Source organism: Pseudoalteromonas ardens (assembly GCF_030125445.1).
GTDB lineage: Bacteria > Pseudomonadota > Gammaproteobacteria > Enterobacterales > Alteromonadaceae > Pseudoalteromonas > Pseudoalteromonas ardens.
In genome coordinates this window covers 1,125,653-1,149,070 of the sequence record NZ_JASJUV010000002.1, presented here as the reverse complement: position 1 = coordinate 1,149,070, position 23,418 = coordinate 1,125,653, and the positions used below count along the sequence as shown (strand labels likewise).

The 23,418-nt window shown below is 48.0% G+C and carries 16 protein-coding genes; 8 read left to right on the top strand and 8 right to left on the bottom strand.

Features of this window, described 5'->3' with window-relative positions; genetic code table 11:
- Positions 1-1,287, bottom strand: coding sequence for a peptidylprolyl isomerase SurA (gene surA, locus QNM19_RS10055; protein ID WP_049865396.1), 1,287 nt, complete (start codon positions 1,285-1,287; stop codon positions 1-3).
- Between the two features lie 14 nt (positions 1,288-1,301).
- A complete protein-coding gene (gene lptD, locus QNM19_RS10050; protein ID WP_284026650.1) occupies positions 1,302-3,584 on the bottom strand; it encodes an LPS assembly protein LptD in 2,283 nt (760 codons plus the stop codon).
- A gap of 97 nt (positions 3,585-3,681) precedes the next feature.
- On the opposite strand from lptD, the gene QNM19_RS10045 reads away from it, so the two are divergent.
- From QNM19_RS10045 to djlA, 3 genes are read left to right on the top strand one after another with little or no spacing between them, the layout of a single operon-like run.
- Positions 3,682-4,713 (top strand): aminoglycoside phosphotransferase family protein, encoded by a 1,032-nt coding sequence (locus QNM19_RS10045; protein WP_284026649.1) that lies wholly within the window; start codon positions 3,682-3,684, stop codon positions 4,711-4,713.
- On the top strand, positions 4,710-5,387 hold the full coding sequence (gene murU, locus QNM19_RS10040; RefSeq protein WP_049865399.1) for an N-acetylmuramate alpha-1-phosphate uridylyltransferase MurU: 678 nt from the start codon (positions 4,710-4,712) through the stop codon (positions 5,385-5,387). The genes QNM19_RS10045 and murU overlap by 4 nt, the downstream gene beginning before the upstream one ends.
- Positions 5,377-6,255: a co-chaperone DjlA gene (djlA, locus tag QNM19_RS10035; RefSeq protein ID WP_049865400.1), complete on the top strand. Its 879-nt coding sequence runs from the start codon at positions 5,377-5,379 to the stop codon at positions 6,253-6,255. The genes murU and djlA overlap by 11 nt, the downstream gene beginning before the upstream one ends.
- Before the next feature lie 18 nt (positions 6,256-6,273).
- Here the strand turns inward: djlA and QNM19_RS10030 are convergent, their stop codons facing one another.
- Complete coding sequence (locus QNM19_RS10030) at positions 6,274-7,134, bottom strand: DUF3530 family protein (RefSeq protein ID WP_049865401.1); 861 nt, start codon at positions 7,132-7,134, stop codon at positions 6,274-6,276.
- Between the two features lie 122 nt (positions 7,135-7,256).
- Between QNM19_RS10030 and QNM19_RS10025 the strand changes: the two genes are divergently transcribed.
- Both QNM19_RS10025 and nhaD read left to right on the top strand, forming a co-directional pair.
- A complete protein-coding gene (locus QNM19_RS10025) occupies positions 7,257-8,210 on the top strand; it encodes a polyprenyl-phosphate transporter (RefSeq protein ID WP_284026692.1) in 954 nt (317 codons plus the stop codon).
- 282 nt (positions 8,211-8,492) lie between these two features.
- Positions 8,493-9,890, top strand: coding sequence for a sodium:proton antiporter NhaD (gene nhaD / locus QNM19_RS10020; RefSeq protein WP_156202362.1), 1,398 nt, complete (start codon positions 8,493-8,495; stop codon positions 9,888-9,890).
- Here the strand turns inward: nhaD and QNM19_RS10015 are convergent.
- The 3 genes from QNM19_RS10015 to QNM19_RS10005 form a co-directional block, all read right to left on the bottom strand.
- Positions 9,870-10,880, bottom strand: a complete 1,011-nt coding sequence (locus QNM19_RS10015) for an ATP-dependent 6-phosphofructokinase (protein ID WP_049865403.1) — start codon at positions 10,878-10,880, stop codon at positions 9,870-9,872. The two genes, nhaD and QNM19_RS10015, sit on opposite strands and share 21 nt — an antisense overlap.
- Before the next feature lie 80 nt (positions 10,881-10,960).
- Entirely contained in the window at positions 10,961-12,796 is a 1,836-nt protein-coding gene (locus tag QNM19_RS10010; protein ID WP_049865404.1) for a choice-of-anchor I family protein, read from the bottom strand.
- Between the two features lie 142 nt (positions 12,797-12,938).
- Positions 12,939-13,331, bottom strand: a complete 393-nt coding sequence (locus tag QNM19_RS10005) for an MmcQ/YjbR family DNA-binding protein (RefSeq protein WP_049865405.1) — start codon at positions 13,329-13,331, stop codon at positions 12,939-12,941.
- Between the two features lie 788 nt (positions 13,332-14,119).
- On the opposite strand from QNM19_RS10005, the gene QNM19_RS10000 reads away from it, so the two are divergent.
- Positions 14,120-14,320 carry a hypothetical protein gene (locus QNM19_RS10000; protein ID WP_284026648.1) on the top strand — a complete coding sequence of 67 codons (201 nt, stop codon included), beginning with the start codon at positions 14,120-14,122 and terminating at the stop codon, positions 14,318-14,320.
- A 181-nt stretch (positions 14,321-14,501) separates the two neighbouring features.
- Here QNM19_RS10000 and QNM19_RS09995 read toward each other — a convergent pair whose 3' ends face one another.
- Both QNM19_RS09995 and QNM19_RS09990 read right to left on the bottom strand, forming a co-directional pair.
- A complete protein-coding gene (locus QNM19_RS09995) occupies positions 14,502-16,742 on the bottom strand; it encodes a sensor domain-containing protein (RefSeq protein ID WP_284026647.1) in 2,241 nt (746 codons plus the stop codon).
- Between the two features lie 238 nt (positions 16,743-16,980).
- Positions 16,981-19,668 carry an insulinase family protein gene (locus QNM19_RS09990; RefSeq protein WP_049866086.1) on the bottom strand — a complete coding sequence of 896 codons (2,688 nt, stop codon included), beginning with the start codon at positions 19,666-19,668 and terminating at the stop codon, positions 16,981-16,983.
- Between the two features lie 211 nt (positions 19,669-19,879).
- On the opposite strand from QNM19_RS09990, the gene sixA reads away from it, so the two are divergent.
- Both sixA and QNM19_RS09980 read left to right on the top strand, forming a co-directional pair.
- On the top strand, positions 19,880-20,347 hold the full coding sequence (sixA, locus tag QNM19_RS09985; RefSeq protein WP_049866085.1) for a phosphohistidine phosphatase SixA: 468 nt from the start codon (positions 19,880-19,882) through the stop codon (positions 20,345-20,347).
- A 639-nt stretch (positions 20,348-20,986) separates the two neighbouring features.
- The gene (locus QNM19_RS09980; protein WP_049866084.1) at positions 20,987-23,290 is read left to right on the top strand and encodes a TonB-dependent receptor; all 2,304 of its coding nucleotides are present in this window, start codon (positions 20,987-20,989) and stop codon (positions 23,288-23,290) included.
- Positions 23,291-23,418: the final 128 nt, after the last annotated feature.

The window sequence follows — 23,418 nt, the reverse complement described above, 5'->3', positions numbered from 1 at the left end:
TTAGTCGATTACTTCTATGTGCGCCTGTTCGCGCATTTCACGCATCCACTTAAAGCTTTCTTCTTTAAACTTACGACGAAACAGAAGTTGGTGGGCACGGTTTGCTTTTGCTTGTTCTGTTTTATCAGCAACGCGCTTATCAAGCAACTGAACGATGTGCCAGCCGAAGGTGCTTCTGAATGGCTCACTGATTTCGTTTTGTTCCAGTGACATTAAGGCATCACGAAATGCGGGTACGTAAGTAGTCGGGTCTGTCCAGTCATATTCACCGCCTTTTAGCGCCGAACCTGGATCTTCTGAATGCGCTTTAGCCAGCTCAGCAAAGTCTGCATTGCCATTACGCAGATCTGTCACAAAGCCTGCTAACATATCTCGTGCTTTTTCTTCGCTGAGGATGATAGACGGCTTCACCAGGATATGACGAGAGCGCATTTCTACCCGCTCAACCACCTGGCGTCCGCGAATATCTTGTACTTTCAGAATATGGAAACCGGCACCAGAGCGCAGCGGGCCGATGATGTCATCTTTTTTCTTGCCTTTTACCGCTTCTGCAAACAGTGTTGGCATTTCATTGATGCCCATCCAGCCTAGCTGACCTCCATCCAGTGCTTTAGCACCACTCGATGAGGCGATAGCGATACGTTTGAATTCGCGGCCCTCATTGAGAAATTCGATGACTTTTTCAGCACGTTCACGGGCATCTTCGATGTCTTCCGGATTCGCTTTGCTTTCAACTTTGATCAGGATGTGGCCGATATCATATTCTTCCGACTGGCCAGTTTGTTGTGCCAAAATTTGTTGTAAATTGGCAATTTCCTGCGGGCTGATATAGATACGGCGGTCAACCGCAGCGCGCTGTACTTGCGAAACCATGATTTCAGTACGAATTTCTTCTCGATATGCCTGGAAACTCTCGCCCGTGGCTTCTATCGAATTACGTAAATCAGCAATGTTGCCACCTTGATCTTTGGCCATACTGGCCAGGGTCTGATCAAGCTGAGCATCTGAAATTTCCATGCCCATGCGCGCGGCCATTTGTTCCATCAGCACCTGATCAATGAGTTTTTCAATGGCCTGGATGCGCAATACGTTATCTGACGGCAGCTCAGTGTTTTGCTGCTCTGCTTGTTCTTTCACGCGATTAAGGATCTTGTCCACTTCACTTTTCAGTACCACACCGTCGTTAACCGTTGCGACTACTTTGTCCAGCTGGACACGCTCAGCCCAAACGGGTTGTGCCAGCGTCATACTTAAAATTGGAACTAATAATAGCTTTTTTAAATTCATAAGAGTCTTTGTTGTTAATTATTTAAAAAGAACGGTCTGCGGTAACCAAAGATACCCGAACGTAGTAACTGGCTAGCATCATATCTTGATTTGCTGCCTAACCCTTTTAACACAAAATTGATACCAAAGCTTGTGTCAAAAATTGCGTCATCACGCGAAATCGTTTGGTTAAGATCAGTTTGTATTTGACGTTTACCTGTTATGCGCACTGCCCAGCAGCATGATTCGTATTGCAGACCTGCAAATACTTCAACGCTGCGGTTTGCCGTCATATCACGATGATAGCTGGCAACCAGCTGCCAGTTCTCGTTAATGGGTAAACTACTGAACAGACCGATTTGATCAATTTCGTATCCTGAGACATCACTGGCGTAGTGATGGTTCAATTGAACGAGCTTTTTATTGCTGCCTCGATAATCGAGCGTCATGTGAGACTGGATCAGCTCTTTCTCATCGGCATCATACTGTAAACCGGCTGAGAAGTACCAACGACGGTGCCAGTGCAGCATACTTTCGGCTGCAAACAAGGCGTTGTAGTTTTTACTGCCAAATTCCTGATTGTTCTGTGTCAGTAAATTGGTTTCCAGAGATTGTTCTGTGGGCTTGGCCGAGTCACTCAGGTAGAGGATCTGACCCATGCTGAAGTTAAAGCGTTCGCTGTTGTTACTGTCGAACATTCGGGTCGTTGCGCCCAGTGTAAATTGGTTTGCCTGTGCGATAAAGTCAACGCCAGAAAAGCGCTGTTCGCGGAACAGACCAAAAAAGTCGTCCTGCATTTTGATGGTGTCATACAAAGCGATACCGGACTGGTCTTTTTTGGGTGTATACAAATACTGGATCTGTGGTTCCAGCGTTTGTGTACCTTGTTGCAAAATAAAGTTAGTTGGTCGCTCCAGGTTTAGCTGACCATGCAAGCGCAGTTTAGGGAGCGTACGGGAAACTGACTTTTTATATTGAGATTGTGAGAACGCTTCATCTCCGTCTTGCTCGTAATAGGTATGCATCAGGCTCAGGTTAGATGCAAATGACCAGGCATAGGCGTTGTAGTCATAAGACACACTTGGCTCGAAGTGAATTCGGGTTGCGTCTGTGACGGTTAGTTCATCGTTAGTAAAGTGGCTGATTTGGCCCGTGAGCCCCCAATTAAACCCTTGATAGTTTTGTGTCACGTGATTGACAGTGAGCTGGGGCAATACCGCATAGGACTCTGTATGGTTACCCAAAACTTCGAAGTTTTGGATCTTCAGGTCAACGGCCCATTCCTCTCCCAGATAGCTGAGCTGGCCGGTACGGTAAAGCTGAGTGTCTGTTTCATTGGCGTATTGGGAGTCTAAATCTGAAACATAGGCATCGTCACTGACATTGGTGATGTCAACACTGGCGCGCCAGTTTTCGTCAAAATAGCTGTTTTGTGTCCAGTTGACCAAATACCGCTCATCCAGTTGTTTGGCAGAATCGTCCTGTTCCAAAAACTCTACGGCCAGCTGGCCCTGATGATGTTTGGTCAGGTAACGAAATTCCGAAATCAGCTGAGTGCCTTTTTTAGACATGTAGCGCGGTGTGATGGTTGCGTCATAATTCGGTGCCAGATTTAAATAGTATGGCACTGCAATCCCTAACCCTCGACGACTGGAGCTGCTAATCGTCGGCGTGAGCACGCCGGATTTACGGCGATTATCAATGGGGAAGGTAAAATAGGGCACATAGACAACCGGCGTATCTAAGATTTTAAGGATAGTATGGTGCGTTTCTCCCCAGCCACTGTCACGATTCATGACGATATTACTGGCCTCAATTGACCAGAATGGGGTTTCTCCGGGACATGTGGTAAAGCTGGAGTTGAGCAAATCAACCTGATTGGCGGTGGCATGCAGTTTTTCGGCGCTGCCATGGCCATTTTGTTGAGTCAGCCAATAATCTGCACCGAGCAGGCTGAATTCGTACTCTTTGAGATTAGCAAACATACCGGTACTGTTAACCAGGGTGTATCTATCCTGAAAAACGAGTGGGCCAGTGGCATTGAGTAGCCCTTGCTGTTTGTCTATCAGGGCAGCTTGAGCTGATAAGCTCATGATATTGGAGCTTATCACGACATTGCCACTGAATTCAGCACTGTCGACGCCCTGTAATTCAACATTATCTGACTGAATATCGATAGCGCCATTGGGCAAATCAGCGATGGGTTGCCAGTTTTTAGGCTGAAAGTAGTCTTTACACTGAAGGCCATCAATGTTCGAATTAGCAAAAGTCGCTGTACTGATTAGGGGAAGCACGAAGAGGCCCCAAGCTTTGCTCATTTATCAACCTTGTTTGCCGAAATTCATTTTCAAGCCAGACATGATAAATGAAAAGCGTGTTAATTACAGTAGTTAAGAATAGGAAATAGTAAGAAAAATGACCCCAAGCCAGTCACCAGAGGTTGCGCTAAGAGCGCAGGCCCGCGCGGCCTTTTTGCACAATCATTATCATGCCTTACCGGAGCAGGTAACTGCCCTTGACGGAGACGCCAGTTTTCGTCGCTATTTTCGTATTATACACCAGGGTCAGTCGTTTATTTTGCTTGATGTGGCCCCTGAAGTAGGTGACGTCACGGCATTCGTTGAGCTGAACACGATGTTTAGTCAGGGTAAAATTAGGGTACCACATATTATTGCTGCGGATTGTGCGCTTGGGTTTGTGTTGTTAGAAGATTTGGGCGCTGAGCATCTGGCCGACCGGCTGGCTAAGCTGTCTGAGGTGCAGGGGTACTATGAATCCTTGATTGATATGTTGCCTGACATTGCTCGTCTACCAGCCAGCCCACATATGAAGCCCTATGATGCGGCTTTCATTGAAATGGAATTGGATATATTCAGTGAGTGGCTACTTACTAAGTGGTTGGGTTTTGAACCTGCAAAGGTCTGGTGCCAACAATGGACTGAGCTGAAGCAGGCGCTGATCAGTAATATGCTGGCACAGACGCAGGTGACGATGCACCGGGATTTTCACAGTCGCAACCTCATGTGGCATAACCAGCAGTGGGTAGTAATAGATTATCAGGATGCGGTACAGGGTCCGGTAACGTATGACGTGGTGTCCTTGCTTAAAGATTGTTACTACAGATTACCTGAGGCGCAACTGGCCCATTTGCAACGTTATAGTTTTGAGGTATTGCGTGAAGCCGGGCTGCTGCCACCGCACAGTCACTTTGCGGAATATCAGCAGCAGCTGGCACTGACCGGGTTACAGCGCCACCTCAAGGCGACTGGGATCTTTGCGCGTTTATATTTACGAGATGGCAAGCCAGGTTATTTACATAACATTCTGCCAACTTTGCAGTACATTTATGAGACAGCAAAGTGTGTTGATGCATTTCAATGGCTTGCAACCAGTTTGCAATCCGAGATAATACCCCTGGTACAGGCTAAGCTGGAACAACAAAAATGAAAGCAATGATTTTGGCCGCAGGGCGAGGCAAGCGCATGATGCCGCTGACGGCGACTATGCCAAAGCCCTTGCTTGAGGTTGCTGGTAAGCCCTTACTGGAATACCACATAAAACGATTGGCAGATGCAGGCATCACCGACATCGTCATTAACCTGGCGTGGCAAGGCGAAAAAATACGTGATTACTTCGCTGATGGCAGTGCGTTTGGTGTGTCAATTCTATACAGTGATGAACCTGAAGGGGGGCTGGAAACAGCTGGAGGCATCGTCCGGGCTTTGCCTTTGTTGTGTGATGATGCAGACACCTTTATTGTGATCAACGGCGACATTTATACGGATTATGCTGTGCACGACTTGGTGCGTTTGCACCTGTTACCTGGTGAGGCCCATCTGGTATTGGTAGAAAACCCACCTCATAATCCGGACGGAGATTTTCCACTGGCACATCAGAGTGCCTCTACTCAGGCTTATACGTTTGCAGGTATTGGTTTGTATCACAAAAACTTCTTTAACCAAGTGAAGGAACAATTTGTTGCTCTGGGTCCTATGCTCAGAGCGGGTCTGGCACAAGGGAGCATTTCAACGGAGCTTTATTTGGGGCAATGGCACGATATTGGCACGCCTGAGCGGTTAGTTGAGATCAACAACGCAGTGGAGCACATATATGTGGGGTAAGTTGCTGGGGGCGGGTTTCGGATTTATGTTTGGCAAGTGGCTGGGCGCTATTCTCGGGTTTTATCTGGGTCACTTGTTTGATAAAAGCCTGAAACAGGATTTTGACAAAGTGGGCGGATTCCAGGGCTTTTTAAATGGTGACGATCTCAGTGAACGCCAGGCGCTGTTTTTCTCCAGCTGCTTTTCTGTGATGGGCCATATCGCCAAATCAAATGGCAGAGTCAGCGAGGTACATATCCGCGCGGCAACGGCCTTTATGGATGAAATGGCATTGGCGGGTGATGATCGACGCGAAGCACAACATGCCTTCAGAGCGGGCAAAGAAGCGGATTTTTCGGTGAAAGATGCGGTACGGGAAGTCAGAGAAGCTTTTGCCAGGCGTTATGACTTATTGCAGTTGTTTCTGGAAATTCAAATTCAGATGGCGTTTTCGGATGGCCATGTATCACAGCAGGAGCAGACACTGCTGCGCGAAGTGAGTAAGTATCTGGGGATTTCTCAGACTCAATTTAATTTCTTGCTGCGGCGCTACCAGGCTGAGTTTCGTTTTCGTCAGCAGCGTGCTCAATGGCAATCACAGCAATCTCAGCAACGTCAGAGTGGGGGTCAGCAAAGACAACAGCGTGATTCGGCACGTGAACCTCAGTCATCAGCCGTATCGCGGAGCGAAGCGCTTGCGGTATTGGGTCTCAGTGATGGCGCATCGGACAAAGACATCAAACGCGCGTATCGCAAACTGATGGCACAGCACCATCCTGACAAGTTGGTTTCTCAGGGTCTGCCCGAGCACATGATGGAAATTGCCAAGCGAAAAAGCCAGAGTATTCAGTCCGCGTATGAACTGCTAAAACAAAAACGCAGCAGTTAAGCCAGCCTCTAATTCAGACTAAAGCCGGCGCAAAAACCCGGTTAATTCTTTACGCAGTCGTTGATGTTGTAAAGGCTGATGCTGCTCTCCAAAAAGCTCTCTTTGGCGATAATCGAGCTTGCTGTTGCGTCTGGCCCAGCGGCGACGATCGTCTATGGTTTCTAGAACCAGGGGGCTGTCGAATGTGTAAAAGACATCCAGCAGGGCTGGTGCGACCAGCGACAAACTGGCTGGCAAATGGCTGTTTCGTTGTGCATTGGCCAGCTGAGCACTCACAGTGATCAGCGCATCAACCCGAACGCTGGGCAAAGTGGCCAGATACTCCGCAAACAGACCTGCACTGTTGCCAAATGCCACTATGGCAATGTGCTCCTGCTGACGCAGCGCCAGCGTTTTGTAGAGGGCTTCAAATCGGGCAATCAAAGCGGCCTTATAATTGTCCAGTGCCAGTTCACTGAGCACCGGGATCGCCGAACTTGTTACTTCATTGGGCTGGGCGTCAATGATACCCGCTGCAAGGTCACCGTTGCTTGTGAGGTCGGGTACCGGCAAGGTATATGTGTCGTAGCCATCATCCGTTAGCGCCTGATGTAAGTAACTTAAGCCATTATTGTAGAGTTGGCTTTGCTCCAGCCCGGGCAACAAAACAATGATGCCACGTTTTGGTGCGGCCATATATTCTGAGAATAAAACGGAGATTTCCTGCTCTTCATCTTTAATCGTTAGTAGCTTTTCGCTGCTCAGCCAGTAGCGTAGATCGCTGTCAAATTGTGAGGACTTACTCGGTGGACTCTGGTGCTCAGCGGCCTGAGTCGGTGTTATCACGACCAGGCTTATCATCAGACTGACTGTCAGAAAAAACCGGGAATAATTAAGCATGTTTGCGCACCTTACCTTGCTAATGCCCTTGTATCGGCAATTTACCGCAAAGCTTGAGGACATTCTGGTTGCCACTATGTGCAGCGCCACAAAATTTCGGTAAACTCGTGCCGAAGAAATCGATGGAGAGTGCTTTGAGCAATAAAACTGACACCAAACGTGACTTTATCTGGTTGTTTTTTAAAGGGGCAGGTATGGGCGCCGCCGACGTAGTACCGGGTGTGTCTGGTGGTACCATTGCGTTTATTACTGGTATTTATGCCCGTCTGCTTGGGGCAATTAAAAGTGTCAATCTGGACGCCATTAAAACACTCAGAAGCAATGGTTTAAAGGCTGCGTGGCAACATATAGACGGCACTTTTTTGGTGGTGTTATTTGCGGGGTTGCTGACCAGTGCTGCTTCTTTGGCCAAACTTATTACTTATTTACTTGAGCATCATCAGCTGTTTGTTTGGTCGTTCTTTTTTGGCCTGATCATCGCCTCGTTTATTCATGTTGGCAAGCAAGTCTCTCGCTGGGGCCTGCCAACCATCAGTGCGTGTCTGGCAGGTGCGGTCATTGCCTATGTGATCACTTCTTTGGCGCCTGCCGAAGCGGTGCCACAGACCTGGTATTATTTTGCCGCTGGTGCAATCGCAATTTGTGCCATGATTTTACCCGGTATTTCCGGTAGCTTTATCTTATTATTACTGGGAATGTATGGCCATGTACTCAGTGCGGTCAATGAGATGCAGGTGATGTTGATCGCTTTGTTCTTGGGGGGATGTGTGGTTGGTCTGATGGCATTTTCACGTCTGTTGTCATGGTTACTTAGTCGCTTCGAGCAGGTCACCTTTGCCTTGCTATGTGGGTTTTTGCTTGGTTCACTGAACTTATTATGGCCCTGGAAGCAAGTGTTAACCACCTACACTAACTCCAAGGGGATAGAGAAGCCGTTAACGCAGGCCAATGTGTTGCCGGGAGAATTTGCTCGTCTATCTGGCCAGGAACCTTATGTTCTGAGTTGCGCTTTATTGGCTGTGGCGGGCTTAGCCCTGATCCTGATGATTGAGCGGATCAGTCGTAAAGACCCTTAGTTGGCACTGAACTGTGGTCAACTGATAAAATTTCATCATCTTATCATACGGGTGTGTGACAGTGGTTACACACCCGTTTTTTGTTGTCTGGCGGGTGAGAGCAACTCTAAGTAAGGCGGTGGGCTTAGACTTGTGTCGAATGCAGATGGAGCGAAAAGTGTGCTATCAAGTAGCCGCGCTCAAGTTAACCACGTTTTAACCCTGTTTCGGACCTGATAACACATGAAAAACTCGCTTTACGTTTTGCTCGCCTTAATCTTTATGCTCTGGCACCCGGCAGCAATGTCGGCTGCGGCCAACCACGTTGCAACACCCATCGATCTCACCTCGGCCGCCCTTGGCTGGATCTGTATCGCTATCTTTGTACTGGCTTATATTCTGGTCATGCTAGAAGAGAAGCTTCACATGCGTAAATCCAAACCTGTGCTGGTGGCGGCCGGACTGATCTGGATGCTGATCGGCGGCTACTATGTGATGCATGATATTCCTGAGCTGACTGAGCATGCTTTTCGGCATAATTTACTCGAGTTTTCAGAGCTGATGTTATTTTTGCTGGTGGCGATGACCTATATCAATGCCATGGAAGAGCGGCGCTTATTTGATGCCTTACGGGTATGGATGGTACGTCGTGGGTTTAACTTCAGAACGTTGTTTTGGCTCAGCGGCTTTCTGGCGTTCGTCATCTCGCCGATAGCGGATAATCTGACGACGGCCTTGTTAATGTGTGCGGTCGCCATGAAAGTAGGTCAGGGTGACAAAGAATTTATTAACATCAGCTGTATTAATATTGTTGTTGCGGCGAACGCGGGTGGGGCATTCAGCCCATTCGGTGATATTACCACGCTGATGGTGTGGCAGGCCGGTATCGTGCATTTTGCTGAGTTTTTCTCTTTGTTTTTCCCGGCACTGGCCAATTACCTGGTGCCCGCTTTGATCATGAGCTTGTTCGTAAAGAATAAGAAGCCTGCGGCCAGTGATGAGCACATTGAGCTTAAGCGCGGTGCGCGGCGTATCATGGTGTTGTTTTTAGTGACCATTGCCACAGCGGTCTCTTGCCATAGTTTGTTACACCTGCCACCGGTTCTGGGTATGATGATGGGGCTAGGGTATTTGCAGTTTTTTGGCTATTTTTTACGGACCACTTTACCCAATTCATTGGACAGAAAGCGCGCTGAGGCAGAGCAGGCCGGCGATCAAGAACGTCTGAAGGCGCTGGGCAATGTGGTGCCTTTTGATGTGTTTGCGAAAGTGTCACGCGCTGAGTGGGATACTTTGCTGTTTTTCTACGGTATCGTGATGTGTGTCGGCGGGCTGGGTTTTCTGGGATATCTGAGCCTGATGTCAGAAGTGTTGTATGGTGACTGGTCTGCGACGGCCGCCAATGTGTTCTTAGGTGTGGTTTCGGCCGTGGTTGATAATATTCCGGTGATGTTTGCCGTACTGTCAATGCAGCCTGAGATGTCCCATGGCCAGTGGTTATTGATCACGCTGACCGCCGGGGTGGGGGGCAGTCTGCTTTCCATTGGCTCGGCGGCGGGCGTGGCATTAATGGGACAAGCCAGAGGCTATTATACCTTCTTTGGTCACCTCAAATGGACGCCTGTGATAGCTTTGGGCTACGCCGCCAGTATCCTGGTGCACTTGTGGTTAAACGCCGAGTTATTTACGGTGTTTGACTAAGTACTCGGTGAGCACGTCATGTTGTGCCTTAATCCAACGTGCGTCGACCGGCTTGGCGGCGTTGATCGCATGTGACAGAGGCACATCGTGTAATGCTGTGCCCTGTTTGCCTATCATAATTCCAGTTCGGTTGTCCGTTACCGCATTGACAGCTTCCAGTCCCAACTCTGTGGCCAGTAGCCGGTCTTCTGGTGCCGGGCTGCCACCGCGTTGGATATGACCAAGCACACACACTGCGCTTTCTATATCGGCCTGTTCAGCCAATTGTGCTTTAAGGGCCTGAGGCCCGCCGGGCCAGAGGTTTTCAGCTAACACAATCACAAAGCTGTCGTGGTTGTATTGCTGTTGCACCTGGATCTGGTTTATCAGCCGATCCAATTGTTGTTTGGTATCTGCGGAATCACAATTTTCGAATGACAGAATTGCCTCAGCGCCGGTCGCCAGTCCGACATGAAAGGCTATATGGCCGCTGTGTCTGCCCATCACTTCGACAATAAACACGCGCTCAAAAGCGTTTGCGGTGTCGCGGATCTTATCTATGGCATGGGTGGCAGTCGTGACCGCGGTGGCAAAACCTATGGTGTTGTCTGTGCCAGCCAGGTCATTGTCTATGGTCCCGGGCAGGCCAATAACCTGACCTTCCCAGTGGGCCTTAATCGCTTCAAGTCCCCTAAATGAGCCATCTCCTCCAATTACAATCAAAGCGTCAATCTGGTGCTTTCTGAGTGTATTGACGGCTTGTTTTGGGCCTTGCGGTTCGCACATTGCGCGGCAACGGGCACTTTTTAAAATAGTCCCGCCAAATTGCAGCACATTGGCTACATCCCGATGTGTCAGGGTTTGCCACTCATCGTTTAACAGGCCGTTATAGCCATGGAAAAAACCGATGCAATCATACTGGTTGTGCTGAGCGCTGTGCACGATTGCACGGATAGCGGCATTCATCCCGGGCGCATCGCCCCCGCTGGTGAGTATTGCAATTTTGGTCATTCAATTCCCTGTACTGTGGCTGAGCTATACACCTAGATTAATGTACAGCACAGAGCAGCCACAGTACAAGACAGGGCGTATTACTTCTGAGTCAGCGACCAGACGGCAATGCTGCCGGAAATTTCATTGCCAACAATCAACAATGGAGTGTTGGTTGGGCTATGCTCAGCACTTACAAAGGTCATCCCTTCAGGTGCCAGATCTCCCGAAATGTCAGCCCCTTCTTCCAGACCACGGTTGATGAGGTAAGTGGTAAAGGTGACATTGAATGGGTTGGTGACATCATAGATTAAAATACTGCCCATGCGCTCCAGTCCGACAAAGGCGTAGGTACGTTCACCTATCTGGCCCAAGGTGAGTGCTTCAGGCTCCGCGCCTTTGGCGTCTGAGCGGGTATCGCCTTCGTTGGTGTCTTCATCGTTATTAAACTGTTCACCGTGTAGCGCGGTGGTGATACGTACGATCTCGTCTCCAGAGTCAAACACCCGGGCACCACGTTGATCCCAGATCGAGAATGAGCGTGCACCATAAGTGTAGAGTTTTTCATACTGGCCATCATTGTCCTGATCGCCCATTACAGTGGACACTTTCAGGCGACCCAAGTCGTCGTTGTCATTGTTGATATAGGCAAAGTTATCTGCCAGAGTCAGGTCTTTAGCTCGGATCTCGTCAGTATATGCCAGACAGCCATCGTCCTCATCGAAGTCTAGTCCGCCATTCGCGGTACACTCTGCTTCGTCGGCAGCTGGGAAGAAATATTCCCGACCGTCTCCTTCGTTAGCTGTGACGATGAAGTTCGCGCCTTGCCACTGATAGCTGGCGATGGTGTCTGGTTGGTACATGCCATACAAGCCCGGATAGCTACGCAGATTGATGCCACCATCTTTGTCGGATGCATCCAAAGTCCACATTCCCCAGTCTTTATAACCCAGGCCCTTTATTGTTAGTGAGTTATCACTTAAATCAACGATGGCCAATGCATTGTTCTCTTGTAATGAGACATAGGCATAGCGATTATCTTTACTGACAGTAACGTATTCAGGTTCAAGATCCATCGCAACACTGGTATTGATGGCTTGCCCCTTGATGGTGCGCCCGGTCGGGTTGGCGAACACGACGCCCTGGGCCTGTAACTCGGCTTGTTGATCATTAAAGGCTTCAAATCCTAACAGAGTAGCCTGATCGGCAACCTGACCGTTATTGACCTCTATAATGGCAATACTGCCTTGCGGGTCAACGCTATAGTCGCCCGCTGGTTCACCTTCATTGGCTACCAAAATTTTGCTGCCATCTTGGTTAAATGTCACCATATCAGGCAAGTAACCTACTTCGACTGATTTCAGCAGTTGAGGCGTTTGCGCGGCAATATCATAGACCAGCACAAATCCGGTTTCACCAGTTTCGCGCGCCATTGCAACGGCGAGCAGGTCGCCATGAATCGCCAGGCTGTTTGCATCAGCGGCAACCACATCGCTGACCGCAATCGTTTCGGTAACAGTGAGGTTGGTGTTAGTGATCACACCCTGGTTGTCTTTGTTGAGCTTATCGGCATCAAGTTGTGCGGCTGAAATCACGGCGATTTGCGGTCTGTCTCCGGAGCTGTCCAGTGCAAAAATACGCTGACTGGTCGCGTGATAAGCGACGATTTCAGCAGCGCCTTCCGGGCTTGCTACGTTTAATACGGCACGGCCTACTAGTTGTGCAGACAGATCACCCGTCATGCGAGCGCCTGTTTCGCCTTGTGCGCCTGTTTCACCTTGTGCGCCAGCGTCTCCTTTATCGCCTTTTTCACCCGCTGTGCCCGCCTGGCCCGTTTCACCTTGCAGGCCTTGCTCACCAGCTTGTCCATCGTCGCCATCCAGGCTGCAGCCACTGAGTAAGCCCAGTAGCGTTAAAGAGATCAGTGTTTTTTTCATTGTCTTTATTCTAAGTTGAGAAAATCGCTGTCATTAAAACAGGGATAATTGACATCAGAATGACAAAGGAGGGGTTTTGAGAAAAGGAAAAATAAAATGGCCCTCGCACTTGGTGCGAGGGAAGCCAATGATGACGGTCACTCTATGACTGAGTGAGGCGATCAAGCTCTGCGCGTTGCGCGCTGGGTAAGTTATCAACCACAATCTGATACGAATCATCAATCATGCGTTTGATTTCTTCTTCCGGGATGCTGCCATCAAGTACGATGGTGTTCCATAATCGTTTATTCATGTGGTAACCAGGCACAATTGCAGCGTACTTGTCGCGTAACAAAAGTGCTTCATCTGGATCACATTTTAGGTTAAGCCACCAAACCGGCTCACCATTTTCACCCAATTGACCCTCTTTCCCTTCATATAAGGTGGCAAACATCTTGTGCTGCACCTTGTAAACGTCCACGTCCTGTGCAAACGGTTTTGTGATAAAGGTCCCAGGCTTAGCCTGTAAATACTCATGTACGAATTTCTGATCCATCGCCCGTGTCCTTGAAATAACAAATTAAATTAAAACAACATGGGGCTGATTTTAGCAGCTTTTGTGAGAATTCTGTAATTGGGAATAAGTAAAAATTATCAGTCAGTTAAGACCAAATAAGAATATAACTGAATAACCTTATCTAAGCTGCGCAACAATATAAGTATATTTCACCCTACTGAGAAAAATACGTAATAAAACGCACAGAGGTTAACCAGTCCATTTATCTTTACAGTTCCAATTTCAAATCTGCTCAAGGAGGAGTCTCCTCCCGCTCTTTGACTGCTAACCACACCATGACCAAATGACAAATGCCCACTTCATTAAACATTCACGTGCTTCTGGGTGAGACAGGAACCTCGCCAGATGCGGTGAAAGTGCAATCAAATTGGCACGCATAAGCTTTCAATCCCGTTCGGCTTAACCTAAGTGTAGGAAAATCAAACAGGATCGCCAGCGAAAGTGAGTTGTGTTCAGACCGGCCCATGATCTGACGGTGCACTTTGCTGCGCTTATTTCTAAGTCAGTGCAAATAATACCTAGTTAAAATAATAAGTTAGTAGTTATTTGCGATTTCAGGTGCCCGATGTCACGGGTACCTGAGTGAGAAACCAATCGTTTCTGGGGACGTATTAAATTAAATAATGCAATATTTTGCAACAATTTAAGTGTTTTTGCGTGCTTTTTAGACTTAATGTACACTGCGCGGGAAAAAAGTTACCCATTTACTTAACGTGTCGCCCAGTCTGACCTTGCGTTCACGTTTGGATCTCGAATACGGAGGCGATGTGTTGGTGTTGTATGCTGTTTTAATGTGCCTGGGTGGATTGCTGATGCTTAATGAATTGCGCTGTACGGGCGTCACACGACGCTCCTGGGTGTTGTTGGCTGCGTTTGCTGGACCTGTGGTGTGGATCCTGTTTCGTGCGCACTACCGGCTTGCCTGGCTCAAACAGGTGGGGCAGCCGTATTGTGTCTTGCGTGCGTAAATAAACCGCTTCTATGCGCTATGTCCTTAGCCTGCTCTGGAAGCGCAAAGTACGTGATGTAAGGGCAAAATAGCTGCTCGCCTCTCAAACCATCAGTTTGGAAGAAAAACGTGTTAGTAGGTCAGGAGAGGTTCAATGGGCCCAGATAGGCATGTTTTGCTGTTTAGGGTCGTTAAGGCTGTTAGTTTACCAGCTGCAGTGTGGGCTTGTCAGACTGCTGTGCACGCAGGAATTGCTCGAACTCTTCAGCCGAGAGCGGTTTAGCGTAGTAATAGCCCTGAATGGTCTGGCAGTTCAGGCGCTGTAACTGATGCAGCTGTTGCTCCTGCTCAACGCCTTCAGCGACAACGTGCAGACCCAGGTTATGTGCGATCGTGACAATGGAGTCCACCATATTACAGCCACGCTCTGTATTCATATCGTCCACAAATGCTTTGTCTACCTTGAGGGTATTTAGTGGAAACTGTTTCAGGTAAGCGAGCGAGGAGTAGCCGGTCCCAAAATCATCCATGGCCAGGTGGATCCCGCGAGAACTTAAAGAGCGCATAATTGAAATTGCTTCTTGTGGATCATCCATAACAGTGCCTTCTGTAATTTCCAGTTCGAGAAAATAAGAAGGAAGTTGATTCTTTTGCAAGATGAGATCTATGCGTGCGGTGAGGTCGGGTAAGCTAAACTGTCGGGCAGACAGGTTAACGGCAACCCGGCCGTTAAATAGTCCCATATCAACCCAGCGTTTAACGTCTTTACAGGCCTTGTCCAGCACCACTTCACCGATTTCGACAATCTGACCTGTCTCTTCTGCGATGGGAATAAACAAGCCCGGGCTGATCACGCCTTTTTTCGGTGTGATGAAGCGGACAAGGGCTTCCATACCAACCAATGCGCCACTGGCGATGTCCATTTTGGGTTGATAATAAACGACAAAGTGATCTTCTTTTAAGCCAAACCGCATCAGGTTTTCAATTTGCAGACGCTTAACCGCTTGTTCATTCATCGAGTCATTGAAGAACAGGTAGTGGTTGCCTTTTTGCTTAGCATGATACATGGCCGTGTCTGCATTTTTCAGCAAAATCTCCGGTGTGCTGCCATCTTCCGGGAATAGCACAATGCCTACGGATGAGGTGATCACCAGTTCGTGGTTGGCCATTTTAAAGGGCGTCGCAATAACTGCCAGAAACTGTTTCGCGGCTTTACTAATGGTGTGAATGTCGTTTGTACCCGACATCACCAGAGCAAACTCATCGCCACCCAGACGGTAAAATGTATCTTGCTGACGACACAGTTTATTGAGGCGCATGGCGAGCTTAGCAAGCAGGCTGTCTCCCAGCTGGTGGCCAAGAGAGTCATTAATTTTCTTAAAGTTATCGAGGTCAAAGACCAGCAAAGCGTGATCGCGTTTTTGATCGACGAGCTTTTTCAGATTGGTAAAGAAGAGATTTCGATTGGGCAGGCCCGTAGTGCGGTCTCGATTTGACAAGTTGTGCAGTTGTGATTCTGCTTTTTTGCGTTCGGTCAGATCGGAGAATACCACTACGTAATTGGTAATATGGCCATGGTTATTTTTAATCTCATCAATAGAAATTTCGATTGGCAGCATAGTGCCAGTCTGATCATAGAGTTTCAGCTCTTCCTGCCAGTGTTCACTTTTTCTTAAAGCGGCTTTGATTTGATTGATGAACTGGCCATCATATCCGGGGAGCTTAAACTCGGTATTGATATACTGTTCACGCACACCACCAAAGATTCGAATATAGCTCGGATTCAGGTCAACCAGACGGAAGGTATGATCGTAGATAGCAATGGCATCGGTCAGAGACTCGACACATTTAGCAAACAGGTTCAGGCGCTCTTCGGTACTCTTTAGGTGGTTAATATCGCGAATAGTGCCTGTCATCCTCAGTGGATTGAGATTGTCATCTTTTTCTATTATTTTGCCTTTGTCCAGCACCCAGTGATACTGTTCCAGGCTGTTTTTGACCCGATAAGTGGCTTCAAAAAAAGCGGTTTTCTCTGCAAAGTGGAGTTTCAGTTGTTTTTCTACCAGGGGAAGATCCTGGGGGTGTATCTGGCTGGCGTTGGGGATCAGGTGAGTGCCAGGTGTTGTATCCAACATAAACTTATCGTTAATACGAGTGATCTCACCACTGCGGATATTCCAGTCCCAAAGTGTGTCCCCACTGCCTTCTACGGTGCTTTTGAGGCGTTGCTCTGAATGCCTGAGGGCCCTCAGTGAGTGTTTGGTTCGGCGATTTAAGATGACCAGGTAGAGCAAAGTGGCGGCTGTGACAAAGCCCACCAAAACGAGCAGTGTCGAAGAATGATTTTGCATAATGCCTGCTGGCAGGGGCGCACTTATTGTCGGCCAGGCCAGAAGCAACAAAACAGATGTAATTGTTTTTATAATTGTTGTTTTCGTCATAAGGCTTAAAGATTCAATTACATTTGCTAATCTAATCTATGCCCCAGGCAGAGTCAAAAAGAAAGTCAGAAAAAATCCCTAATTTCGGACCTGATACGTGCATCTGCACGTATTTTGCGCATTGAGGCCGCAATTGTTACATGAAAATGTAAGATTGACGGGGGATCATTACACAGCTGCGAAAGTCTTATTCAGTGGTGCGCATTGGCAAAGATGCGCCACTGATATATCGGGGGGGTTAATTACACCTGAGCGTAATTTTCGCAAAGTCTTCAGAAATCAGCTTAACGATATACTGTTTCAGGTCATCAAACGTGAGCGCCTCAAGTGCTGCAATGAGTTTTTCCTGCATCGAAAAGGCGTGATCGTCAGTGCCAATGGCTATCCACAAACGTTGAGAGCGCAACCTCAGGTTCTTGTCCTTTTCCGCAATTTGGGCGTGCAATGCAGCTTTTACTTGTGTCCATTGGGTGGCCTCATAGCTATCCAGCTGGACAATTAAATCTGCCAGGTATTGGTGATGGCGTTGCAGCAAAGTGGCGCTGTCATAACCGGACGACTGTACATAAAACGCGATACCGGCGCGGGTATTAAAGGGTGCATAACCGGCACCAACCAGATAACCAAGCTGTTGTTGTGTGCGCAAAGACTCAAAGTAATCCTGACTGATTAACTGGTTAAAGGCCATGACTTTGACTTTGTCATCCACGCTGCTTGTCGGTGCTTGAATGTATTCAACGAACGCATGTTCCGCACCGGATTTTTCGATTTGCACGTGCTGATTTGACGTGACAAGGTTGAGTGGCTTTTTCAGGTCGTCCAGAATTTCGCTGTAGGCAAATAAGGCATGCAGTTGTTTTTGCATATCGAGCGCATGATCCAGCTGCCAGTTACCGTGCATAAAGGCCTTAATGTGGATTTCCTTGAAAAAGTTATCCCGAAACAGGCAAAACTCATTGAAGCTAATATTTTTGAGCGCTTTGGCCAGTTGTTCTGGTGTTGGGTTCCAGGGCATTAAGTGGGCCCCTAATAAACTGAACAACTCGCTAACCGGCTTACTCTTGTTGTGGTTTTTCCAGTGCCGGATCAGTTGTTTTTTATATTCCGCAAAGCGGGTGGCGCTGATCGGTTGTTTAAGCAGCGCTTCGACCAGTTGCAGCACCAGTTTGAGCTGGCTGGCAGACAGACCTGCGGTTTGTAAGGTCAAACCACCCTGATGGGAGCTGAGGTGATAGCTCAATCCGGCCAGCTCCGCTGCGTAAAATTGCTCAGCAACGCTGTCCATAAACAAATCAGCGAACAGCCGGGTCATGGCCATACTCTTATGGTTTTCGACCGAACAAAGAGAGTCTATCTCTAAGTAAAAGTGACCTTTGGTAACCCGAAAGCGGGTATCCTGTTTGAACCAAAAGGCAAATCCAGGTCTGTCTGTGAGCAGGGTGGGCGTTTTACGCCCAGGCTCTATGTCATACAGGCGGTTTTCGAACGCCAGGTAAGGGTTCGCAGCAGGTAAGCGCATTTCGGGCAGGGGCGTTGTTATGTGTTCGAGCGTTTGTAACCACTCCGTATTGATACGCTCTACCTGGTAGGGGGTATTGTACCATTGCGCTACCTTGCGGGTGGCATCGCTCTCGCAAGTAATATCGGGGTGGATCAGGATCAGGCGCATGTTGTGCGGCGATAACAGCTCCATAAGTTCTTCATGCAGCGCATGATTGAAGGCACTCATGCAATAGTCACCATAGAGTGTGTCTTCGTCGTCGTAATGGTGCATATTGATGCTCAGCGCGCTAACCCAGTCGAGTAGTTTGCTGGGTTCCTGATTTTCGAATGCCAGTTCAAGCAGGCGCTTTTTGTCTTCATAGAGTGCAGGTAAAGCAGCAATTTGTTCACGGATGAGACTGATGTACTCGAACAGCATTTCTACGATATCCTCGTAGTATTCAATGCCCTCGTCAGTCAGCGCGAAACTGATATTAAAGTCTTTAAAATTACTGCCGTCTGCGCCACCGCCTGCGGACAGGGCGTTGATCCAACCATTTTTCTTTAAGATTGCATAGAGCGAGCCGTCGCCTTCATAGCCCAACAGGTGTGCCAGAAAGCTCAGGCTTTTGAACTTATAAAGTCGCTCTACATCGGGCATAGCAAAGCTGACAATCAGCTTTTGCATGTGCTTGCGTGGTTCAATGTGGAGCAACAACCCCAGGTCCTGCTGACGATATAAAGGAACCTGAATAGCCGGTTTGGGAATATTGTGACCGGTTACTGGCGCAAAGTTGCGACGTGCCAGCTCAGCCAGCTCATCTAAAGGGTGCGGCCCGGCCAGCACGAGTGTCATCCATTGTGCCTGATAATGGGTGGCAAAAAAGGCTTCAATTTCTTGTTTAAAATCCCCGCTGTGATCGGCCAGGGTGTTGTGATTTCCGACTGAAAATTTGGCAAAAGGGTGGGCCGGATTAACGGTTTCTTTGTGTACCTGAATGATTCTGCGGTTATCATCTTTGACCTTCAGATTAAATTCTGAGTCAATGGCGTTACGTTCGTCCTGTAATGCCTCTTCACTAAACAGCGGCGCGTAAAAGAACTCACTGAATCGTTGCAAAGCCTCAGCAAACAGTGCTGCACGGCAATCAAAAAAGTAGCAACTGTGTTCGGTGCCTGTCCAGGCATTACTTTGTCCACCGGCGTGACTGACAAACTGAGAAAATTCACCGCGCACAGGAAAGCCCTGAGTACCGAGAAACAGCATATGTTCAACAAAGTGTGCCATGCCCTGACGGCTTTGCGGATCGTCAAAATGGCCGACGTTAATTGCGAGCGAGGCTGCTGCCTTATTACTTGATGTATCTTCGACAAGAAGCACTTTTAGACCATTGTCCAGTGTCAGGTGACGATAATTTCTTTTATCATTATTGCTCAGTTTCAATTGTGTGCCGCCGATATATTAGTTAGAGACGTGGCTGCTGTTTCCGGGCTACTGCTGGCAAGCGTCCATCAGGACGGTTGTGATAGCCGGTCACCTCTGAATTAGCCTGTATTTAAACTTAAGGTTTAGGTGCTTTTGTTTTAATATAGCGGACAATTTGGGGCAATAGCTACTGCTTGCTCCTAATTTTCTTGCCAACTTTCGGAGTGCTATGAAAACAATTCTGATCATGCGCCATGGCGAAGCGGGTCCTATGCAGGCCAACGATGCGGCCAGAATACTGACTTCACGCGGGCACGCTCAGGCTGCTGAAATGGGTCAATGGTTAGCTGAACATTATCCGCCACAGGCTGTACTAGTGAGTCCCTATATCAGAGCGCAACAGACTGCTCAGGCGGTCCTGCAAAGCAACCCTGTATCATTTGAAGAGACATGCCAGGATATTGTGCCCAGTGGTAATGCTGCTGTCGCTATCGATTACCTTGAAACCTTAATCAGTATGCATGACAGCTTAGACACCTGGCTGGTTGTTGCGCATATGCCGATAGTCAGTTATTTAGTTGACCAATTGGTGCCGGGTGAAATGCCGATATTTGCAACGGCTGCCGTTGCGGTGATCCAGTATGACCCCGAAACGCTGAAAAGCGAACTGGTCAAGCTCGCCACACCAGCGACCTGAATTGAGAACGATTTTAGGATTAGTTGGCCCGGTGCGGTCTAATGTCCTCCTTTTCACTACGATGCTTTAATACAATAGCATCGCTTTCATGACACCGGTTACCATCAATGGGCGGATGGTTTTCGGTGCTACCTTATGTTTGTCATAAAATGCACGGCACTGCATGTGGCTGGTTGGTTTTGCTATGCACTCCAAAAACAATGTGCTTGTGTGCAGATCTCGTGATTAAAGTGTATCGATTAGCTGTGTGAAGAACAGGCTGTTGATAAGAGCGAGATAATGACACCTGTATTTCAATTCGGTAAATCCTTTTCCTGCCATCATATAGGCAAGAGTTTGGTAAGGACAATTGTCCTTATATTGAGGCTTTTTGTTGCGAAAAGTTGTTAACTCTTAGCTAACTTTCACGATATTTACAAAAATGTGGAAAATTTATATGCATAATTGCAGCAATTTGAAAATTTGCTGCTATAATTACGGCCGTCTCGTTCAGCCTCATATAGTCGTTTTGCACTCTCGCTAGTGAGGTCCGCGCTGCTTGTCATTTGCGCGTAAAATTGAGCGAACCAGCCATTGTGATACGGCGCCCAAATCAAAACCGTTGAACTTAAGAGTGCATACAAAAGGTTAAATCCAAACATGAAAGCAATGAAAAGATCTACGTTAGCAACTTTAATCAATGCGACGTTGTTCTCTGCTGTAGCAGGTACTTCATTCACTACGCTTGCAGAAGAAGCGCAAGCCAAAAGTAATCAACTGGAAGTGATCCAAATCACCGCGCGTAAGCGTGTTGAAAACGCACAAGAAGTGCCAGTTTCTGTGTCTGCTTTGCAAGGCGATAACTTGGACGCATACAGCTCAGCTGGTATGGATATCCGCTTTATGAATGCGAAGATCCCGAGCCTTTCGGTAGAATCTTCATTCGGACGTACATTCCCACGCTTTTATGTTCGTGGTCTGGGTAACACAGACTTCGATCTGAACGCGTCTCAGCCGGTGTCTCTGGTTGTTGACGAAGTTGTTCAGGAAAACCCTATTCTTAAAGGCTTCCCTGTATTTGATATCGAGCGCATCGAAGTATTGCGTGGTCCTCAGGGAACCCTGTTCGGTCGTAACACGCCAGCGGGTCTGGTTAAGTTCGACAGCGTTAAGCCAAGCCAGGAATTCGACGGGTATGCCGCGGTTTCTTACGGTAGCAACAGCTCAATTGACTTTGAAGGTGCGGCCGGTACAGGTTTAACGGACAAAATTTCTACACGTGTATCTTTACTGGTACAAGATAAGCCGGACTACATTGATGTAAAAGCACCAGGATTCGAGAAAGAAGATTCTCTGGGTGGCTACAATGAAAAAGCGGCACGTGTACAGTTTTTATATGAAGGTGATGACTTCACCGGTTTGCTGAATTACCACGTACGTGATTTGGAAGGTCGTCCGATCCCGTTCCGTGCGAACCTGATTGAAAAAGGTTCGAACAACATTAACCCATTGTACGATAACGATGTGGTTTATCAGGATGCTGCATCTCGTGCTACTCAACAAGTAGACACACAGGGTCTGAGCCTGAAGCTGGAATGGGACCTTAAAGAGCACACCATTACTTCAATCACCGGTTGGGAAAGCGCTGAGATTTACTCGCGTGCCGACGTTGATGGTGGATACGGTAATAACTTTGCACCGACCATGGGTCCTGGCTTCATTCCATTCTCTTCTGAAACGGCTGACGCCATTCCAGAGCATGACCAGTACACGCAAGAGCTTCGCCTTTCAAGCAACTTCTCTGGTGACTTCAACTATCAGGTTGGTTTGTTCCTGTTTGAAGAAGATTTGACCATCGAGAGTTTCAGTTTTGACACTGGTGTTTACGATGAAGCAGCTGGTAGCTATGGCCTGCAAAATGGTTACGCTGTGCAGGAACAAGAGACATCTGCATGGGCTGTGTTCGGTTCTTTCGATTACAGTGTGTCTGAGCAGCTGGACGTGACTCTGGGCTTACGTTACTCAGATGACGAAAAAGATTTTTACGCAAAAAGAACGGACAACCCAACACCTTGGAACGGCTCTCCTGACTTCCTGGAAGGTCGTGCGAATCCAAGTGACAGCCACGTGAGCTGGGACCTGAGTGCAACTTATAAACTGACTGATGACGTTAACCTGTTTGGTCGTTTGGCAAATGGTTTCCGTGCACCGAGTGTTCAGGGTCGTATTTTGTTCGGTGACGTTGTGACAGTTGCTGAGTCAGAAACCACGAACTCGATTGAATTCGGTGTTAAGTCAGACGTTCTGGATGGCCAGGGTCGTGTTAACGCAACCGTGTTTTACTTCCAAATGGATGACCAACAGCTGACTGCTGTAGGTGGTGGCTCTAACTTTAACCGTCTTATCAACGCTGATAAAACAACTGGCTATGGCTTTGAGTTAGATACTGAGTGGGTACTGACGGATGAGTTGAATGCGACGTTTAACCTGAGTTATAACAAAACCGAGCTAGACGACGATACGCTTGCTGTTGCAGTGTGTGCGCAATGTACCGTGACTGATCCAACCTACATGGTTGACGGGCCAAATGGTCCTGAAGCGCGCGCAATTTTGGATGGCAATAGCCTGCCGCACGCGCCAGAGTGGATCTCTAACGCGACATTGCGTTACACCACAGAACTGGAAAATGGTGAGTTCTTTGTATACACCGACTTGTCATACCGCAGTGAAATCGACTTCTTCCTGTATGAGTCAGTAGAGTTCACTGGTGAAGCACTGTTTGAAGCTGGTGTGCGTGCGGGTTACGCGTGGAACTCAGGCGACAACGACTATGAAGTTTCTGCCTTCGTACGTAACCTGTTTGATGAACAGGTGGTTATCGGTGGTGTAGACTTCAACAACAACACAGGTATGTTGAACGAAGAGCGCTTTGTGGGTGCTGAGTTCAAAGTGAAATTCTTTTAATTTCACCTTAAATTAAAGTAAAAACCCGTGGATGGTTACCATCCACGGGTTTTTTTATTAATACTGTCATGCAAGCAGACCCCAGTACTGGTAAAGTACCCGGGTAAATACAGAATTTTAGAGGAAGA

What these genes read in the sequence shown, in the direction of transcription:
- surA (WP_049865396.1), bottom strand. Translation starts at nt 1,287, where the DNA reads ATGAATTTAAAAAAGCTATTATTAGTTCCAATTTTAAGTATGACGCTG.
- lptD (WP_284026650.1), bottom strand. Translation starts at nt 3,584, where the DNA reads ATGAGCAAAGCTTGGGGCCTCTTCGTGCTTCCCCTAATCAGTACAGCG.
- QNM19_RS10045 (WP_284026649.1), top strand. Translation starts at nt 3,682, where the DNA reads ATGACCCCAAGCCAGTCACCAGAGGTTGCGCTAAGAGCGCAGGCCCGC.
- murU (WP_049865399.1), top strand. Translation starts at nt 4,710, where the DNA reads ATGAAAGCAATGATTTTGGCCGCAGGGCGAGGCAAGCGCATGATGCCG.
- djlA (WP_049865400.1), top strand. Translation starts at nt 5,377, where the DNA reads ATGTGGGGTAAGTTGCTGGGGGCGGGTTTCGGATTTATGTTTGGCAAG.
- QNM19_RS10030 (WP_049865401.1), bottom strand. Translation starts at nt 7,134, where the DNA reads ATGCTTAATTATTCCCGGTTTTTTCTGACAGTCAGTCTGATGATAAGC.
- QNM19_RS10025 (WP_284026692.1), top strand. Translation starts at nt 7,257, where the DNA reads ATGGAGAGTGCTTTGAGCAATAAAACTGACACCAAACGTGACTTTATC.
- nhaD (WP_156202362.1), top strand. Translation starts at nt 8,493, where the DNA reads ATGTCGGCTGCGGCCAACCACGTTGCAACACCCATCGATCTCACCTCG.
- QNM19_RS10015 (WP_049865403.1), bottom strand. Translation starts at nt 10,880, where the DNA reads ATGACCAAAATTGCAATACTCACCAGCGGGGGCGATGCGCCCGGGATG.
- QNM19_RS10010 (WP_049865404.1), bottom strand. Translation starts at nt 12,796, where the DNA reads ATGAAAAAAACACTGATCTCTTTAACGCTACTGGGCTTACTCAGTGGC.
- QNM19_RS10005 (WP_049865405.1), bottom strand. Translation starts at nt 13,331, where the DNA reads ATGGATCAGAAATTCGTACATGAGTATTTACAGGCTAAGCCTGGGACC.
- QNM19_RS09995 (WP_284026647.1), bottom strand. Translation starts at nt 16,742, where the DNA reads ATGACGAAAACAACAATTATAAAAACAATTACATCTGTTTTGTTGCTT.
- sixA (WP_049866085.1), top strand. Translation starts at nt 19,880, where the DNA reads ATGAAAACAATTCTGATCATGCGCCATGGCGAAGCGGGTCCTATGCAG.
- QNM19_RS09980 (WP_049866084.1), top strand. Translation starts at nt 20,987, where the DNA reads ATGAAAGCAATGAAAAGATCTACGTTAGCAACTTTAATCAATGCGACG.